This window comes from Cyclobacterium sp. 10D3-21 (assembly GCF_055809755.1).
The window spans coordinates 1,771,866-1,790,794 of sequence record NZ_CM147924.1 but is presented as its reverse complement, the minus strand read 5'-3'; the positions used below and the strand labels follow the sequence as shown (position 1 = coordinate 1,790,794).

Genomic DNA, 18,929 nt, shown 5'->3' with positions numbered 1-18,929 from the left:
GTAATGAGCGTTGTTGTGAAGAAGACCAAATATATAAATTTTCTTTTTTTGATCCATTTATTGTGGAGTTGTTCCTTAACCAAGGGACTTCATGAGAATGAGCTATTGCTTACAGATGTAAATACTCAAGGCATTCAAAAAAGTAACGCTGAAGCACTTAAAAACCTTATTCAGCAAAAACCCAATACCACCATTCCAATTTTAAATATTTCCCCGGGGGTTATGGTTTACAATTTGGGTCATGCATTTTATGACAGTAGTAAGCTTGCCGAAAAGCAATACCAAACCAAACAGGTACTCCAGGAGACCGCAGAAAAAATTCGTCAGGGCAATACTTCAGGAAAAGTGCAAAAAAGATACAATAAGCTAAGCAGCAAAATAAGTAACCTGGAAAAAAAGCTTGAATATGGCAATTGGTTTATGCGGACTGGAAACCCCAAAGTGATTTTGGACAGTAGCAAAACGGCCTCCTCAAGGCAGCAGATATTTATTTATCTGCAAAACAATGGTTTTTTTGATGCGGTGGTGGACACAAAAATTGAAAGAAATACAAAAAAGGCAAAAGTTACTTATTTAATTAGCGAAAACAGTCCTTATAAAATTGACAGCTTGATCAATACCACTGCAGATACAACTTTAAATGGCCTTTTAAAAACCTACCAAAAGCATTCCTTCCTTAAAAAAGGTTCCAGGTATAGTCAGTCCAATGTGACAAAAGAGCGACAAAGAATCGAGGATTTACTAAAAGACAATGGTTACTATACCTTCTCCAAATCCTATATAGAATACAATGTCTACAAGGACACCCTTGAAAAGCATGTGGTAATCGAACAAATCATCAAAAAATCAAAATCAGGACAAAACCACCAAGTATACACGATCGATTCCGTCACCTTTTCGATAGCACCTCCAAGTGATTTGATACCAGATAATCAGGTAAAAACCACCTGGAAAGACATTCGGTTTTCAATGTATCAAGACAAGTATTCGGAAAAGATAATCAGCTCCAGGATTTTCCAACAAAAAGGGGATCTCTACAATAAAAATGCTGTAATAGAAACCCAAAGGCAATTGGCTAACCTGGACATGTTCAGGTTCGTAAACATATCTTTTGACACCTTAGGAAATAGCATCACTACAAAGATCTTTACTAGACCCAACCAGAAATTTCAGATAACCAACCAATTGGGAGCAAGTGTTACCGAACAGCTTCCCGGCCCTTTCTTCAGTCATTCTCTTCGCAATAGAAATATCTTTAAAGGATTAGAAATATTTGAATTCAATTTTCGGGCGGGATTAGAAGGGGTAGCTTCCGCCACTACTGAAGGGGGCGTTTATAGAAGTCGGGAACTTTCCACCTCAGCCTCCATCCTATTCCCCCAATTTTTGGTACCTTTTAATTTTGGCACCTTGGAAAAATTCGGTCGATACAATCCTAGAACCCGAACCCTACTTGGATACAGTTATGTCAATCGCCCTGAATACGTAAGAGAGGCCTTGAATACCATCTTAGCCTATACTTGGGCCACTAGAAACTTAAAACAACAGTTTACGGTCAGCCTTCTTGATGCCAATCTGATTCGTTCTTCTTTAGATTCATTATTTCAGGTACGCCTGGAAGAGATTCAGGATCAAGGGAACAACCTAATCAACTCATTTCTGCCTTCCTATGTAAGTAGTATTTCAGGACAGGTTATCATCAATTTCAACCAATACGGACTATTCCAGAAAAAAGAAGCCTCACTGTGGCGACTTTTTGCTGAGAGTGGAGGGACTACGCTCAATTGGATAGACCCAAAACGCTTTGGCGATAAAGATTTAAATTATTTTCAGTTTTTAAAATTCCAATCTGACTTTAGAAAATACATCCCATTAACCAACAAAAGTACCTTTGCCTACCGCTTAAATTTAGGATTGGCTAAGCCTTATGGGATTAGTGGTGGCGTATTGCCCTATGAGAAATATTTTTTTGCAGGAGGAAGTACGAGCATCAGAGCTTGGCAACCCCGTAGGCTGGGGCCTGGCAGTTTCACTCCTGAAACAAATGAAGATGGCACCTTCGATTACCGATTTGAGCAACCTGGAGAGATTTTATTTGAAGCAATGTTTGAATACCGAAGGAAATTGTTTGGCTATTTCGACGGTGCTATTTTTGTAGATGCGGGCAATACCTGGACCTTTGCAGTGGATCCCTCCCGAGAAGGTGCAGAATTTAAGGTCAATCGATTTTATAAAGAGATCGCTGTAGGGACAGGAATAGGCTTGAGAATGGATTTTGAATTTCTTGTATTGAGACTGGACATGGGCATCAAAGCTTACGACCCTGCCAGACCTGAAAATGAAAGGTTTATTCTAGATAAACTTTCCCTTAAAAACCCTTTTGGAGAGAGTGGACAACAAGTATTTAACATAGGAATAGGTTATCCTTTTTAACACCCATAATTACCCTGTTTACATGGAGAAAGAGAACAAAGAGATTATAGCGGAAAGATTTCGTGAGATACAGCAACATATATGTGATGCTTTAGAAAAAGGAGATGGTGTAGGTAAGTTTGAAACAGATAACTGGCAAAGAAGCCAAGGTGGTGGTGGTGCCACTAAAGTATTGGTCGATGGACAAGTTATCGCTAAAGGCGGAGTGGCATTTTCAGCCGTGCATGGTCCTACTCCAGAAAAAATCCTGAAAAAATTAGCCCTGGAAGAGGCTGATTTTTTTGCTACTGGCGTTTCTATCGTTATCCATCCCAAAAACCCAATGGTCCCTATTATTCACATGAATATCAGGTATTTTGAAATGAGCAATGGCACCTATTGGTTTGGAGGAGGGATAGACCTTACGCCACATTATGTAGATCAGGAGGATGCCAGTTATTTTCACCAGCAACTCAAAGCCCATTGCGATGCCTTTAACCCAACCTACTATGATAAGTTTAAAAAGTGGGCAGATGATTATTTTTATATTCCACATAGAAATGAAACCAGAGGAATCGGAGGTATCTTTTTTGACCGGCTAACCGCCAACGAACAAATGCCTTTTTCAAAATTACTCTCTTTTGTCGAAGGCCTGGGCCTTTTATTCCCTAAAATCTATTGTCATTTCATGGCCAAAAATGCCAGTCTCCCCTATGGAGACCAAGAACTCAATTGGCAGGCATTGAGGCGAGGTCGATATGTTGAATTTAACCTGGTTTGGGATGCTGGTACTAAATTCGGGCTGGACACGAATGGCAGGACGGAAAGTATCTTGATGAGCATGCCTCCTATGGCGAATTGGGTTTACAATCAAGTGCCCGAATTAGGAAGCAAGGAATCAGCAACCCTTCAGCTATTAAAAAAAGACATTAACTGGATTAAAGAAGCATAGCAATGATCGAAAGTATTGTACATCGGGATGAACAACTTTTTCTTTTTTTAAACCAAATTCATGCCTCTTGGCTAGATCCTATAATGTTGGCCATTACTGGAAAGTACATATGGATACCTTTATATATATTCCTATTGTACCTCATTGTTCGAGAATACAAAAGCAGTTGCATTTGGTACATTGTGGGATTGATATTGGTGATATGGATGACAGATCAATTCACCTCTGGTTTTATGAAACCTTATTTTGAAAGGTTGCGCCCCTGCCACGATCCACGCTGGAAAGACATCATCTTAAATTATTCCGGATGTGGTGGTTTGTACGGTTTTGCTTCTTCCCATGCTGCAAACACTTTTGCCTTGGCAGGCTTTCTTTATAAGGTAGGAGGAAGTAGAATCCCTGGATTTCGCTGGTTATTTTTATGGGCAGCTATAGTGTCTTATACAAGGATTTATCTTGGCGTGCACTACCCATTGGATATTCTGGTAGGTGCTATGGTTGGCATACTTATCAGTTGGTTGATCTTCTGGATAACTACCAAAGTAAAAACCCTTTGGGAAAATAGAGCCCTCAGTAATAAGATCAATACCCCTTGAGTACTCTATGGATGTACTTCCCTATGATGTCAAATTCCAGGTTAACAATATCTCCTGGCTGTAACAAGTGAAAATTAGTATTTTCATAGGTGTAGGGTATGATAGCGACACTGAAAAGCCCTTCTTTGGAATTAAAGCAAGTCAGGCTAGTACCATTAACACAAATGGATCCTTTTTCTACTGTAACGTTTCCTACCTGAGGGTCAAAAGAAAAGGTAAAAACCCAACTTCCATCTACTGAATCAACGGAAAGTAATTCTCCTGTTTGGTCCACATGTCCTTGCACAATATGCCCATCAAATCGTCCATCTGCTGGCATACACCTTTCCAGATTCACCAAATCACCTTCCTTCAATTTTCCAAGGTTGGTTTTCTGCAGCGTTTCATCAATGGCCGTCACCCTGTATTCATTAGAATTCACAGCTACCACTGTTAAACAGACGCCATTGTGACTCAAGGATTGGTCTATTTTCAGGGCTGATGCAAGGGTACTTGCGATATCAAAATGGATATTGCTTCCTGCTTTGGTTATGCCCTTGACTTTACCTATGGATTCGATAATTCCTGTAAACATATTCTTAATACTTTCATGGATATTTAAAACGAACAGGTCCCAAACATTCAAACGCTCCCATTAGCACTGAGATTCAGTTCCCACCCCAACCGAATTCCCTGCAATACCAACTCTTACCTAGCGGCCATTCATAAAATGTGAACTAAACTCAACTACCCACGGATAAATTCCTGTTTGAATGACAAAGTAAGGCATTTTTAGCATTAACTTAGCAATTCAATCGGTATAAGGCACGCTCAAAATCATGTTAAAACTGGAAGACAGCTACTTACATAAAGGCAAAAGAAGAGAGTTAATTAGAACATTGCGCAATAAGGGCATCAGGAATGAAGCAATCTTAGAAGCAATAAATAATGTTCCAAGACATTTCTTTTTTGATTCGGCCCTACTCAGTCATGCCTATGAGGACAAAGCATTCCCTATAGGTGAAGGCCAGACCATATCCCAACCCTACACGGTTGCGTTTCAAAGTGAATTGCTAAATGTTGTATCTGGAGAAAAAGTACTTGAAATAGGTACAGGTTCTGGATATCAGGCAGGGATTTTGTACTGCCTTGGTGCAAAGGTCCACACCATAGAATACAATAAGGTATTGTACGAAAGAACGAAAAGATTTCTACCTAAAATAGGTGTAAAGGTAACCCATTATCATGGAGATGGGAGTCTGGGAATTCCGGATCAGGCACCGTTTGATAAAATCATAGTGACGGCAGGTGCCCCTGTGGTACCCAAAGCATTGTTGCTACAATTAAATATTGGCGGTGTATTGGTTATCCCGGTTGGTGACCGAAAAAAGCAACAAATGCTGAAACTAACGAAACAAACGAATAAAAAAATATTAAAAGAGACCTTTGACAACTTCTCATTTGTCCCCTTATTGGGAGATGAAGGTTGGGAATAAATACAAGGCTTATGAAAGAAACGCACAAGCATGTCAAGGATTCGCAGGTCATCAAAACAGAGATGGTACTACCGAATGACACCAACACCTTAAATAATCTAATGGGTGGAAAATTAATGCATTGGATGGATGTGGTAGCCGCCATTTCTGCACAGCGTCATTCCAACTCTGTAGTAGTCACTGCATCAGTGGACAATATTTCTTTTAAAAACCCAATAGCCTTAGGCAATGTAGTCACCTTAAATGCCCAGGTTACCAGGGCTTTCAATACTTCGATGGAAGTATACATTGAAGTAATTGCTGAAGACATCCCTGCCAATAGGAAATATTCCTCTCACAAGGCATTTTTCACATTTGTGGCCGTAGACTGTGATGGAAAACCTGTAAAAGTACCGGAATTAATTCCTTTAAATGAGCAAGAAGAAGAACTTTACAAAGGAGCCTTAAGGAGAAGACAATTGCGCCTGGTATTGGCTAAAAGGATGAACCCTCAAGATGCTACGGAATTAAAATCGCTTTTTGACTTAGAAGACATCGGTCAAAAGGAATAATTTTTGTAATTTAATATGAATATTCCTATAAAATGAATTTAAAAGAATTGTCGTTATTTCTAACTGACGAGCTCTTTGTAATCAAAGAAGAAGTCAACGAAAAACTTGCTGTCAACAAAATGGCGTCAAGGTTGGATTTGAATGCTTCAACAGAACCAATTGTAGCAAATGAACCCGAATTGGAACCTAATGCAATAGCGCACGATCCCGAACCGATTCCATTTGAAGGAGGCTTCAAAAAATCGATACTTGTTATTTATGAGGGTGAGGAATTAAAAGAAAGTAACAGAGCATTTCTTCTCAAGGTTTTTAGTGCCGTAAATCTTTCACTAAAAGACATTGCATTGATGTCTGAGCATTCCCTAAAAGGAAGTAATGAAGATCCTATCGAGCAATTGAACCCTGACAAAATGATTATTTTCGGAACCATCTACCATCACTTGATGCGTTTGAAAAAAGACAATTATCACATCGTGCAGGAATCCTTGGATTATTTCTTTGCGGATGACTTGGATGGATTAGAAAACAATGTATCTCTGAAAAGGAAACTATGGGATACCCTACAAATATTTTTCAATATTAAACAAAAGTAAAATGACAAATGAAGAGCGATTAGGCATCTTGCAACGATTTAGAATAGTAAGTTTAACAGAAGGCACCTCCATGTTGGTATTGGTCTTCATAGCAATGCCTTTGAAATATATTTTTGATCTACCTGCAATGGTTACCTATGTGGGATGGATTCATGGTGTACTTTTTGTTGTGTATATATTGGTCATGTTCCCTACTTCCAGGAAATTAAGATGGCATTTCCGAATTGCTTTGATGGGGTTGATTGCCTCCGTCCTTCCTTTTGGCCCCTTCTTATTTGATAGAAAACTAAGAAAACAAGAACATATAATTGAAGACAAAATGTAGTGGCCACCTAATAGGTACAATATGGCTGTCATTAGCAAAAAAAAGATAGTTTACCCCATAAGTGAAAACCTAAGGAAATACCTGGTCAAATATGGTAGAGAAGTGGATATACCCATTCACTACAAGGAGTTGCTCAGGTATACGAATTCTATTGCCCTTTATGATTTTAAAGACAATGATACATTATGGGAAACGGTTTTCTACGATGAATCTGATCGAAATGAAATTCATTATAAGGTAAAGAAAATATATGCCTTACTTAAGGCAGATGGGGACATGTCTGTCATGCAACACCTGTATGTAGACAGAATAGACCTATGTACCTATGGCAATACCCAACCCTTCAGGGTGAGAATTGTCAATCGTATCAATGATAATTTTGATTATTTTTATATCAAAAATGCCGATGCTTCGAGGGTCTATGGATTGGGTCTAGAGCACCTGTTGTCTCCCAATAGAATAGGTTATCTTGTATATAGGGATACCCTTATTGAAGAACATATTGCAGGTATTCCTGGGGAACAATTTATGAAACAACAACTTCATGATCCCTTGCTTAATCCTATCCGCTTGTCCAAAGAATTTGTAAAGTTCAATGAACGATGCTTTGTCCGGTTATTAGGGGACATGCATTCTTCGAATTTTGTGATAGATGTAACGCCGGACTTTGAAGAAACGCATTATAGAATTCGTTCCATCGATTTTGACCAACAGTCCTATGAAGGCAAAAAGTCAATTTATTTGCCTCAATTCTTCAAGCAAAACAATGCCCTCATTCAACTTGGCATCAAGCATATCACTCAAGAATCAATGACCCAGTACCAGAAAGAAGAGCGAGCACTGATAGCAACGAGACTTACAAGTTCACCTAAAGAAATTACAGATATTTTGAATAGTATGGAGAAAGATGTTCTATCCAAAGATTCAAATATTGAAACCCTCAAAAATGAATTGGCCAAGCATTATAATAACCCAGCATTTCTCCGCTGTAAAAATATGGGAGGGATTTTGAGAATGAGCCTAAATCAATTAATTCATAAGTAAAACCCAGCGAAAAATTTCACTGGGTTTTAATTTTTATTCATTCTGACCATTGTGCAGCATCTGACAACCTATAATACAACTCACACTGGGTTGCCATCACTGCTTCTCACCATTAGAAACGTTGTGATCCTACACCAATCCTATAAACCGGACCGTGCCTACCAATGCATTGATTTCACTCCGTAATAGGGTTGACTTTTTCGATCATACCTCTATGCAGTTTTATAAACCTCATAAAAAACAGTCCCTTGCCTGTAAACCTAGGAAAATGAAGCATCTACTAAAGAAACAATAATTTCTAAAGTAAATTGAAATTTTCCAAGGTAATTTAATCGGATTGGCATAGTTTATGGACACCTATATACCAATAACCTTGAATTATTTCATAAAGTAAAATAGAATATTATGAGCGCTAAATCAGAAAAACGAGTTTTTAAAAAACTAGGATACAATAAGGACGACTCCGAAAAAATAGTGGCTTCATTGAATCAACTTTTAGCCAACTATCACGTCCATTATCAAAAATTAAGGAATTTTCACTGGAATGTAACAGGTGGTGACTTTTTTGATTTGCATGAGAAATTTGAGGAGCTTTATACCGAATCATTTGCAAACATAGACCTTATAGCCGAGCGAATCAGGGTATTTGGAATGACGCCATACAGTCTTATGAAAGACTATCTCGAGAAAGCCGACATTAAAGAGGTTGGTACAGATTTGAGCTCTAGAGAAATGGTTGAAGAAGTGTTAAGAGATTTTCAAACACTGGTAGACAGCATGGATGTCTGTGCAATTAAAGTTGCTGATTTGGGTGACAAGGCTACTGAAGATATGCTCGTCGCATTTATCAAAAGTTTAGAGTTACACCACTGGATGCTCACATCCTTTTTAAAAGAATAAAAAAAAATCCCCGATTAAGTCGGGGATTTTTTTTGCCTTTACTTTTATGTTTATTAATAATACCTCACTTCACAGTTTGGTAATTCATTTTGAAATTTTTCAACACTTCGAGAACTCAGCCTTGTATTAAAACAAACCAATTTTTCCAAATTAAGGAGATGAGTGATTTGTTTAACACTTCTCACTCCAGTACTGGCAATATCCAGGGTTCGAAGATCATAAAGCATTTCCAATCCTTTTAGATTAGATATATTCGTTCCTGACAAATTCAAATGTTTAAGCCTTTTAAGATTGCTTATTGGTTCAAGCTCACTTACCGCAGTATTGGACACATCAAGGGTCTCAAGCATTGACAAAGGCGTTACTACAGTCAAATCTCTAAAAGGGGACTCGGTGATTTTAAGTACCTCAAGCTTTTCCAATCTGGCAATGGCCGATGGATCCTGAAGCGGTACATTTTTAATTTGTAATTCCCTTAAATTAAAGAAGACTAAGAGGGGTTCCAAATCTAATATATTGTCTCCAGCAATTTCCAGTTTGGCACTCGAAGTTGCTTGATGCAATGCCCAGGTATCTGGATTCTCCCTTAGGCTATAATACCTGGAAAACAAGCTTTTCCAATCGGAATTCAAATTTCCCCACCAAGACACCAAAGCCTCAGTCCTGAAAATCACATTGGTTTGCGGCAACAAACTTGCAAGTTCCTGCACATCCCAGTCGGGTACTTTTGTATTGTCCAGATTAATAAAATCCAAAGAAGGAAGACTTTTAAGCGGTTCAATGGACTCAATATTAGTACCCTCAAAGGAAAGTCGTTTTAGACCTGTAAGTTCCTGTAGTGCTTTAAGGTTGTTTACGCCGCTAAAATCTCCATTAATGTGCAACAAATTCTTCATTTCTGCCAATGGAGAAAGATCTTCTATCATGGTGTTTTCAAATGATAAAAAAGTAACACTTTTAAACTTTAGTGCAGGCCTTAAATTAACCACTTTGCTATTGTTCAAATTCAAGGAATCCATGTTCACCAATGTAGAAAGGGCTTCAATCGTAGGTTTACCTTGTCCTAGTGCTGGTAATTTTTCGACAAAGACATCATTCCAACCATCAGGAAGTGTTTGCCACCAGGTCTGAAGGTTTTCCACCATATGAATTAGTAGAATGCCTCTATTGCTTCTCGCAAATATATCTGCAGCATTTTCAGAAATACTTGTTCGATCTGCATAGATTCTTTTTACTGATTTAGATCCATTTATTGGATCCAATTGACTTACCTCCGTACCGTTGATATTTACACGCCAAAGTGAAGGTAAAGATGCCAAAGGGGACAAGTCGAGTATATTTGTCTCCTCAAGGTTAATCTCTTCCAATTGTTTTAACTCGGATAAAAACCCAAAATTTATCAGGTAGTTTCCTCGTAAATTCAAAACTTTTAGTTGAGATAAGTTTTTTAGGTTTTCAATGTTATTGAACCCACTTTCCTCAAGATCCAGCGTTTCGAGCTGACTGAAGTTCTCCAATACGCCAAAACCTCTTAATGGTGCCTTTGCAGCCTTTAAAGTTTGCAGGTTTTTAAGACTGGTTAGTTCATCAATATTGGTCACTTGGGTACCTGAGATATCAAGGTATTTAAGCTTATCTGAATATTTGATAAATTGAATATCAACTGTTGGCGTATTGGATACATCCAGGTAGGAAAGAAAAGTAATGTTGCTAATTGGGCTCAGTTCTTTAATCTGTGTATGACTAATATCCACGTAAGTTAAATCTCTAAACACATGAATGGGGTCAATATCTACCAATAGTTTATTACCCGAAAGATCAAGCGTATCCAGTGCAGATATCTTATACAACATGTCAAGCTGAACAGAATCATCTGTGATGGCAAACTTTTCTCTTAATAAGGTTTCCCACTCAAGGGAAAGTGAACTCCACCATTCCAACAATTCGTCATCTCTGCTTAGTTTGGTGGTATAAATACTCGCAATTTTTAGCTCGTTTGAATTCCTGTCCAAATTAATTTCTACAAATCGGAGTTTGGTATTTTCAATGCTTTCATTTTCGAGGCCCAAGCCAGTAAGTGTTCTATCCAACGATATCTCAAAAAACAGTTCATCGTTGTCATTTAATTTAGGTTTTACCTCCTTTATTTTAAATTCGAAGGCAGCATCTTTAAAGAAGAACTCGATGTCCTTTAAATAGGATACAACACTCTTATTGGTAATTACTTGCCGATCCAACAGCAAATCGTCCTCTATCTGTACATTCTCATCTCGAAAGATTTTTTTATAGCTTTCTCGAATGATAACATCTTTATCCCTGGCAGAGGTTTCACCACTGCCAACAGTATTAAGAAAATATTGTAAGAATCGGACTTGATCTTCTGCCTGTTGGCTAAAATCTTTAATCTCCTGTTTGGTGTATCCTCCGAGATCCTGGGCAAGAATCTTGGGAGCATAACAAAAAAATAGAATCAGGAGAAATGCATTTACTTTAATCCCTGTCATAGATGTAGTTCAATATTATTTCTTTGTCACCTTCCTCCAATTTCATCAAATTGGCAATCAACCAACCTGTATTAAATCCAGGTCTATTGAATTGTCCCAACTCAAAATACCATTTATCAATTTGAAAGAAGTGGAATTTAGTGTCTTTCACTGTTTCAAATTTCAGTCGTTTACTTTTTATTTCAAACAGAAATAATGTAAGGTAATCTGGTTTATAACCATCCGGGGTATAAGATTCCGGTCTAGGATTTTCTACCATAGCTCTCCTTAGGTTCATAAAACCTAATTCATGACTTAAAGGGTGAAGAAATTTTTTCTCGTCTCCTTCGGGTTTATCAAACGCGGCAGTAAATGGAGGGAAATTAACATTTTCTATGACCCACTCATATCCCAATCCTTGAGGTTGTAACTTCAAAAACAGTACCACATCTTGTTTTTTGCCATTATAAGTAAAAACAGTGTTGAGTTCTGCAAACCATTCACCTCTGTGAAAGTTAAGGTATTGGGGGTAGGTTTCGGATGTTACATAACCTATAAATTCTCTTTTTAGGTCATTGCTAATCCCAGAGGTTTCATTGTCGAAAAGAATATTAATAAAAGATTTCCTAAGGGCCAGATCGTGGTACTTTTCATCGCCGGGGTAATATCTTACATCTCCTTCTTTGCTTTCCTCTGCATTAAATCTTCTGAAAAATTGGTTGACTTGTTTGGTAGCGGCAGCAAACCTGCCATCATCAATAATCCGGCCGGAGCTATTGAAAGTCTGCCCCGGCGCGGAAAAATTTGATAAGATTATGGTAATTAACGTAACAAATACTATTCTCATGCTGAAGTCTCAGTCACTCTCACATCTCCCAACAACACATCCCAGAATTCAATGGTCCTACCAGAAATCTGGGTTTGTTTTTTCTCTACATAGATTGTAATGTCCTTCTTAGTGGTATCTCTGTAGTTCAACCCTGCTTCTTGTGAAGTTCCTTCAAACCTTTGGTAGATTGTAATAACGCCTACATACCTTCCGTCAGGTTGTCTCTCCAAATCAGAGATATAATGAATATCATACCAGCTGATGTTCACCCTGTCATAATTTAAGGCCATTAGTCTTTCAAAATACCTTCTGATTTTGTAATAAGCAACCTCATTGGTATTAACAGATGAAACACCCATTTCTGCATCAGGAGCGAAAAGCTCTTCAGCCCTATCCATTACCCTCGTAGCTTCAGAAAATTGCGTTTCCTTACTTCCGATGATACTGATATATTTACTTAAATCTTTTACTTTTTCTAAGGCAAGGGAATCAATAGCTTGCTTTCTTTGCGGGCTGATACTTTCATCCTGAGCGAAAACGGAAATGCTTGTTGCCAGGAAAAAGATAAGCAGGGATAAAATATATTTTTTCATAATAACTTACTTTCTATAGTTTTTTAAATTATCTTCTTCTTAATTCTAATTCGGTGACCTTTCCGGATCCATCCATTCTGATGTCGCTGATGAAGTTCAGGTTTTTCTTGGTGTCTTTTAAATAGTTAAGATACCTTTCAATGGTAGTAGGCTCATCATAATCTTTCCTTCCGGATTCTTCATGAATTACAATTAATACAGGTGTATCCTGGTTAGAAAACATCCCTAGCGCTTCTCTTATTGTATTGTTAGCACTTTGCAAACTTGAAGCGTTTGCTACTGCGTTGAAGTAATTTTCTAATTTCCCAACTGCTAGCTCTTCAGCTGAAGGTTGTGGTGCAGGTTTAGGCGCAGGCGCAGGTTCTTCAACTGGCACAGGTGCAGGCGGGGCCTCAACCACTTTTTTCTTGCTTTTACAAGCTCCCATAGCTAATAGTACAAATAGCATTACAGTCAATGACCGTGTAAAGGGGAATTTTAGGTTCCTTTTTTTCATATGAATTGAATGGTTTTTAAGTTAATTGTAAAAACCTTGCCTAAGAATGAGATTCCACTTTCATGATCCCAGAAATGCCAAGACTTTTACGATGTAGTAGATGATTGATTTAAGTGTTTTTTTTTAGAATAATTTGGTTTTTTTTTATCAGCACAATTTAAGGAATGAACGGCACTAAAGTTGGTTTGTATTTATGTTTATCAAAATTAACAATCTGCTTTTTTTAAGTAAACCTCCTCAATTATAGGTAATAATTTCATAAAACGCACAATTAGTTACGAATTGATAGTGTAATCATACAAAATGCTAATATATCATTATATATCGAAATGTATGAAAGTTTTTTTTAACGGTAATTAGACAATTTAATCGAAAATTTCAGACAACTTTCTTTCCAAGGATTTCCCTCTTAAATCTTTGGCAATTATGTTCCCTTCAGGATCTATCATATAGGTAGCAGGGATAGCATTAATTTGGTACTTGGCTGCAGCCTCAGAATTAAAGTATTTTAAGTCAGAAACCTGGGTCCAGGTTAATCCGTCTTCTGCTATAGCTTTGGTCCACATCTCCTTGGTTCTATCAAGCGAAACGCCAAATACTTCAAATCCATCTTCTTTGTATTGGTTATAGAGTCTTACCACATTGGGGTTTTCATCGCGACAAGGCTTACACCATCCGGCCCAAAAATCAATCATTACATATTTCCCTCTCAGATCAGAAAGGTTTACAACTTTCCCATCAGGGCTAGGAAGTGAAATTTCAGGTGCCGGCTGACCGATAGAAAGCGCTCTCATTTCATTCAACTCCTGCTTCCATGTACTAATCAATTTCATGTCAGGGTATTTGTCTCCGAGAGCAACTACCACGCTGTCCATAAAATTAAAGTCTGATCCTGGATCCAGCATTCCTAATCCTGCCAATGCAGCAAAACTTCCTTCCGTTTTTGAAATTATTTCTTTTACATTCTCAGCATGGTTCATCCCCATAACCATAGCCTGCTCACGGATTTCCTGAACTTTGTCCTGGTCTTTCGCTGTCATGGCTTCGTAAAAAGCTGAATTCAATTCATTGGTCTCTTCCTGATATTTTACAGTTAACTCATCTATATTATAAAGTAACTGACTGTCCTTTGAACCCGTAACATCTAATTTTTCAGATTCAAAATCATACTTTACCTCGACATCTTCCTCAAATAAAGCCAAACGAATCGTTTTTTCGCCAAACAGATCAAGGTCATAAAAATTAGGATTGTCAACATCCAGTTCATAGCTAAATGAACCACCTTTGCCAATCCCTAAGGTATCAAGGACGGTGATTTTGTCTACATCGTATTTGGAAAGGACTACATCTCCTTCTGGTATATTTTTCAATTTCCCTGAGATGGTTACTTTTCCATCAAATGCTTCTTTCTCTCCTTCTCCACATGCGTAAAGCAGCATGACTGACAAGCCTATCGAAAATACACTTCTAATTAAGATTCTCATAAAATTAATTATCCAATAATTCTGTTAAAATTTTGCTGGCAACTTTTGGATCAGCCTTCCCTTGAGACTTTTTCATTACCTGCCCCATAAACATGCCCATAAGTCCCTTTTTACCAGACCTATACTCCTGCACTTTGGCAGCATTCTGGGTTATGACTTCCTCAATCAAAGGCCTTATAGAGTCCTCATTACTGTCTTGAATTAAGTTTAATTCCTTAGCTATCTCAAGGGGTGTTTTCTCTGGGTGAGCAATTAACTCTGGATAAACCTTTTGAGACGCTACTGTATAACTTACTTTCCCTTCATCAATCAAGGCTATCAACGCAGCGATCTGTGATTCCTTTAATGGGAAATCTTCAATCTTTAACGTCAATTCATTTAAATAAGATTTAATCGGACCCATCATCCAATTTGAAGCTGCTTTAAAGTTATTGGTTTGCTTACACAACGACTCAAACCATAAAGCTATTTCTTTTTGGTCGGTCAATACTCCTGCATCATATTCAGGAAGTCCGTAAGTATTTACAAATTTGTCAAATAATTCTCGCGGAAGCACTGGAAGCTCAGCCTTGATTGAGGACAACCATTCTTCAGAAATCACTACCGGACTCAAATCCGGCTCAGGGAAATACCTATAATCGTTAAGGTCTTCCTTGGTTCTCATGCTTCCTGTAAGTCCAGTCGTCGCATCAAAAGTTCTGGTCTCTGAAATTATAGTTTCGCCTTTTTCGAGTAATCCAATTTGCCTGTCGTATTCATGCTCAATCGCCCGGACCACATTTCGGAAGGAGTTCATGTTTTTCACTTCTACCTTCTTACCCAGTTCTTTATCACCCCTAAGTCTCACCGACACATTGGCATCACACCTTAAAGAGCCTTCTTCCATGTTCCCATCACAGACATCCAGATAGACAACCAATTTCTTAATCTCTGAAAGGAGATTGTAGGCTTCTTCAGAAGAGCGCATATCAGGCTCTGTCACTATCTCTATCAATGGCACACCTGCACGGTTAAAATCAACGAGGGTATCCACTTCTCCTGCAAGGTGCATGGACTTGCCCGCATCTTCTTCCATATGGATCCGTGTTAGTGCCACTTCTTTTTTCTCGCCACTACTCAACGTAATAGGGACAAAACCACCTACACAAATCGGATTTTTATCCTGAGTCAGTTGGTATCCCTTTGGTAAATCTGGGTAAAAATAATTTTTACGGGCAAATACATTTCTCCTTGTAATAGAAGAATTACATGCCAGTCCCATTTTTACAGCAAACTCTACCGCTTTTCTATTAACTTTAGGCAAGGTGCCGGGATGTCCCAAGGTAATCACCGATATATTGGTGTTTGGCATCTTCCCGTAGCTGTTGGCATCAGAAGTATACATCTTACTTTTAGTAAGCAATTGTGCGTGGACTTCCAGCCCTATCACCATCTCGTACTTTTTCTTGAGGTTTTCTGCCGTTAAGGTAGTGGACTTCTCTTCAATCATCTTTCAATTATTACAGTTATCGTTCCAAAATGTCAGGGCATTGCCCACAACATAAATGAATTCCGCTAAATTATTTTAAGGCCTGGTGAAGCAACGTTTCAGCTTTCTCCAAAGCTTTGGGTAAACCTGAGGAATCTTTCCCTCCAGCTGTTGCATAAAAGGGCTGTCCTCCTCCCCCTCCTTGGATCTCAATCGCTAATTCCCTCACCATTTTGCCTGCATGTAAACCTTTTTCTTTTACAAGCAAATCGCTTACCACAATTGCTAATTGAGGCTTGCCATTAATATCTGCTGCCAATACAGCTACTAAGTTGTCAATTTCATTTTTCAATTCAAAAGAAAGCTTTTTTAAGGCCTCAGCATTAGGCAATTTAATCAATCCTAATATTAAGTGGTAACCGTTTAAGGATTTTACCTCACTTTTTAACGTTTCTTTAATATCATCGGTAGCTTTTAGGTTCAATGCCTCGATTTCTTTCCTTAAAGAAGCCCTTTCAGTCATTAATCCTTCAATAGCAGCCACAAGATCCCGGGGATGCTTAAGTGTTTCCTGAATATTTTCCAAAAGCTCAAACTGCCGTCTGACATACTCTTGTGCTCCCGAGGCAGTGACTGCCTCTATTCTACGCACACCTGCAGCTATTGAACTCTCAGAAGTAATTTTAAACATTCCTATTTCCCCTGTGGAAGTCACATGGGTTCCTCCACACAATTCTACAGAAAAGGAAGGGTCAAAGGTAATCACCCGAACTTGCTCACCATATTTCTCTCCGAAAAGCGCTGTTGCACCCATTGCTTTAGCCTTATCTATTGGCACATTTCTTCTCTCGTCAAGTGAGATATTTGTCCTGATCCTGCTATTTACGATGTCCTCCACCTGAAGTATTTCCTCTGGAGTCAATTTAGCAAAATGGGAAAAATCAAACCTTAAAATTTTATCATTTACCAGCGAACCCTTTTGTTGCACATGATCTCCCAGCACTTGCTTCAATGCCGACTGTAAAAGGTGAGTGGCAGTATGGTTACTTTTAATTAAACCACGCTTCCCTGCATCTACTACACCCGTAAAATCAGCCTCAGGATTTTCAGGTAGTACATCTACCCAGTGAACGATCAGGTCATTCTCTTTGGTAGTGTCCAGAACTGCAATGCTCTCTTTGTCGTTCGAAAGTATTCCAGTATCGCCCACCTGTCCGCCGCTTTCGGCATAAAATGGGGTTTCTGTTAAGACCAACTGATACCTGTCCTTGTTTTTATCTTTTATCTTTCGATATTTAATAATTTGAGCAGTTGCACTTAATGTATCATAGCCTACGAAAACAGAACTATCCTCCGCATTGACAGTGATCCAATCACCAGTCTCAAGCTTAGAGGCTGACCTCGATCTGTCTTTTTGCGCTTTCATAGCTACTGAAAAGCCCTTTTCATCCACGCTAAGTCCATTCTCCCTTGCTATCAATGAAGTAAGGTCTAACGGGAACCCATACGTATCATACAACTCAAACGCAACCTCACCAGATATGGTTTTTTCATTTTTGCTTGCCAAAGACTTTTGAATGCTTTCCAGGTTTTTTAAACCCTTGTCCAAGGTCCTCAAAAATGCCAGCTCTTCTTCCTGTATTACTTTGCCAATGAATTCTTGCTGCAAATTTATTTCAGGATAAAACTCCCCAAATTTCTCTGCCAATACAGGCACCAATTGAAACAAAAATGGTGTTTTGAGGTCTAGAAAAGTATAGCCATAGCGTACAGCTCTTCTTAGAATTCTCCTGATTACATACCCTGCTTTGTTATTGGAAGGCAATTGGCCATCAGCGATGGTAAAGGATATCGCTCTTATATGGTCTACAATGACACGAAAAGCAATGTCTATTTTTTCAGACTTTCCATAAGAAAAACCTGAGATGCTTTCCATTTTAGCTATAAACGGTGCAAATAAATCGGTGTCGTAATTTGAAGACTTTTGTTGAATTACCCTAACCAATCTTTCAAGGCCCAATCCAGTATCGACATGCTTTGCTGGCAATTCTTTCAAATGTCCGTCAGCGAATCGGTTATACTGCATGAAAACCAAATTCCAAATTTCTATTACCTGAGGGTGGTCTTCATTGACAAGTTCCCTTCCAGGTATTTTTTGAATTTCTTCCAGTGACCGCATGTCAAAATGAATTTCTGAGCATGGTCCACAAGGACCTGTTTCTCCCATTTCCCAGAAATTGTCTTTTTTGGAACAAAAAAGGATGCGGTCTTTGTCAATTAATTCTTCCCAGTAGGCAAAAGCTTCTGTATCCTCCGCTAACTTATCGTCTTTATCCCCTCCAAAAACGGTGATGTACAATCTGTCTTTTGGCAATTGGTAAACTTCAGTCAATAATTCCCATGCCCAGTTGACAGCGTCCTTTTTAAAATAATCACCAAACGACCAATTGCCCATCATCTCAAACATGGTATGGTGATAGGTGTCTACACCTACTTCTTCCAAATCATTGTGCTTTCCGGAAACTCTAAGGCACTTTTGACTGTTAGTTACGCGAATATAATCCGGGGTTTCATTGCCTAGAAAATAATCCTTAAATTGGTTCATTCCAGCATTGGTAAACATCAATGTCGGATCATTTTTCACAACTATTGGAGCAGATGGAACAAACTGATGCGCTTTAGATTGAAAAAAATCAATGAAATGGCTTCTTATTTGTTTGGAATTCAT

The 18,929-nt window shown here is 38.4% G+C and carries 17 protein-coding genes; 9 read left to right on the top strand and 8 right to left on the bottom strand.

Annotated features, from left to right (window positions below; translation table 11 throughout):
* Positions 1-48 precede the first annotated feature (48 nt).
* Genes tamL through AC0L7T_RS07350 form a run of 3 tightly spaced genes read left to right on the top strand, consistent with a single transcriptional unit; the run spans position 49 to position 3,960 of the window.
* Positions 49-2,433, top strand: coding sequence for a translocation and assembly module lipoprotein TamL (tamL, locus tag AC0L7T_RS07360; RefSeq protein WP_473341882.1), 2,385 nt, complete (start codon positions 49-51; stop codon positions 2,431-2,433).
* Between the two features lie 22 nt (positions 2,434-2,455).
* On the top strand, positions 2,456-3,364 hold the full coding sequence (gene hemF, locus AC0L7T_RS07355) for an oxygen-dependent coproporphyrinogen oxidase (RefSeq protein WP_473341880.1): 909 nt from the start codon (positions 2,456-2,458) through the stop codon (positions 3,362-3,364).
* Positions 3,365-3,366: 2 nt separating this feature from the next.
* Positions 3,367-3,960 (top strand): phosphatase PAP2 family protein, encoded by a 594-nt coding sequence (locus AC0L7T_RS07350; RefSeq protein ID WP_473341879.1) that lies wholly within the window; start codon positions 3,367-3,369, stop codon positions 3,958-3,960.
* Here the strand turns inward: AC0L7T_RS07350 and AC0L7T_RS07345 are convergent.
* Complete coding sequence (locus AC0L7T_RS07345; RefSeq protein ID WP_473341878.1) at positions 3,947-4,534, bottom strand: riboflavin synthase; 588 nt, start codon at positions 4,532-4,534, stop codon at positions 3,947-3,949. The genes AC0L7T_RS07350 and AC0L7T_RS07345 overlap by 14 nt on opposite strands.
* Positions 4,535-4,778: 244 nt before the next feature.
* On the opposite strand from AC0L7T_RS07345, the gene AC0L7T_RS07340 reads away from it, so the two are divergent.
* From AC0L7T_RS07340 to AC0L7T_RS07315, 6 genes are all read left to right on the top strand, one after another.
* Entirely contained in the window at positions 4,779-5,435 is a 657-nt protein-coding gene (locus AC0L7T_RS07340; RefSeq protein WP_473341876.1) for a protein-L-isoaspartate(D-aspartate) O-methyltransferase, read from the top strand.
* 11 nt (positions 5,436-5,446) lie between these two features.
* A complete protein-coding gene (locus AC0L7T_RS07335) occupies positions 5,447-5,986 on the top strand; it encodes an acyl-CoA thioesterase (protein ID WP_473341875.1) in 540 nt (179 codons plus the stop codon).
* A 32-nt stretch (positions 5,987-6,018) separates the two neighbouring features.
* On the top strand, positions 6,019-6,579 hold the full coding sequence (locus tag AC0L7T_RS07330) for a hypothetical protein (RefSeq protein WP_473341874.1): 561 nt from the start codon (positions 6,019-6,021) through the stop codon (positions 6,577-6,579).
* A gap of 1 nt (position 6,580) precedes the next feature.
* Positions 6,581-6,904 (top strand): DUF3817 domain-containing protein, encoded by a 324-nt coding sequence (locus AC0L7T_RS07325; protein ID WP_473341873.1) that lies wholly within the window; start codon positions 6,581-6,583, stop codon positions 6,902-6,904.
* 21 nt (positions 6,905-6,925) lie between these two features.
* Positions 6,926-7,948, top strand: coding sequence for a hypothetical protein (locus AC0L7T_RS07320; RefSeq protein WP_473341872.1), 1,023 nt, complete (start codon positions 6,926-6,928; stop codon positions 7,946-7,948).
* A 405-nt stretch (positions 7,949-8,353) separates the two neighbouring features.
* On the top strand, positions 8,354-8,848 hold the full coding sequence (locus AC0L7T_RS07315; RefSeq protein ID WP_473341871.1) for a Dps family protein: 495 nt from the start codon (positions 8,354-8,356) through the stop codon (positions 8,846-8,848).
* 53 nt (positions 8,849-8,901) lie between these two features.
* Here the strand turns inward: AC0L7T_RS07315 and AC0L7T_RS07310 are convergent, their stop codons facing one another.
* The 7 genes from AC0L7T_RS07310 to alaS form a co-directional block, all read right to left on the bottom strand.
* A complete protein-coding gene (locus AC0L7T_RS07310) occupies positions 8,902-11,352 on the bottom strand; it encodes a leucine-rich repeat domain-containing protein (RefSeq protein ID WP_473341870.1) in 2,451 nt (816 codons plus the stop codon).
* Positions 11,339-12,178, bottom strand: coding sequence for a hypothetical protein (locus tag AC0L7T_RS07305; RefSeq protein ID WP_473341869.1), 840 nt, complete (start codon positions 12,176-12,178; stop codon positions 11,339-11,341). Before AC0L7T_RS07305 ends, AC0L7T_RS07310 begins: the two co-directional genes overlap by 14 nt.
* Positions 12,175-12,753 (bottom strand): hypothetical protein, encoded by a 579-nt coding sequence (locus AC0L7T_RS07300; RefSeq protein WP_020889401.1) that lies wholly within the window; start codon positions 12,751-12,753, stop codon positions 12,175-12,177. Before AC0L7T_RS07300 ends, AC0L7T_RS07305 begins: the two co-directional genes overlap by 4 nt.
* Before the next feature lie 28 nt (positions 12,754-12,781).
* On the bottom strand, positions 12,782-13,249 hold the full coding sequence (locus AC0L7T_RS07295; RefSeq protein WP_473341867.1) for a nucleoid-structuring protein H-NS: 468 nt from the start codon (positions 13,247-13,249) through the stop codon (positions 12,782-12,784).
* 365 nt (positions 13,250-13,614) lie between these two features.
* Positions 13,615-14,733 (bottom strand): redoxin domain-containing protein, encoded by a 1,119-nt coding sequence (locus tag AC0L7T_RS07290; protein WP_473341865.1) that lies wholly within the window; start codon positions 14,731-14,733, stop codon positions 13,615-13,617.
* Between the two features lie 4 nt (positions 14,734-14,737).
* Entirely contained in the window at positions 14,738-16,222 is a 1,485-nt protein-coding gene (gene gatB, locus AC0L7T_RS07285; RefSeq protein WP_473341864.1) for an Asp-tRNA(Asn)/Glu-tRNA(Gln) amidotransferase subunit GatB, read from the bottom strand.
* 70 nt (positions 16,223-16,292) lie between these two features.
* The gene (alaS, locus tag AC0L7T_RS07280; RefSeq protein ID WP_473341863.1) at positions 16,293-18,929 is read right to left on the bottom strand and encodes an alanine--tRNA ligase; all 2,637 of its coding nucleotides are present in this window, start codon (positions 18,927-18,929) and stop codon (positions 16,293-16,295) included.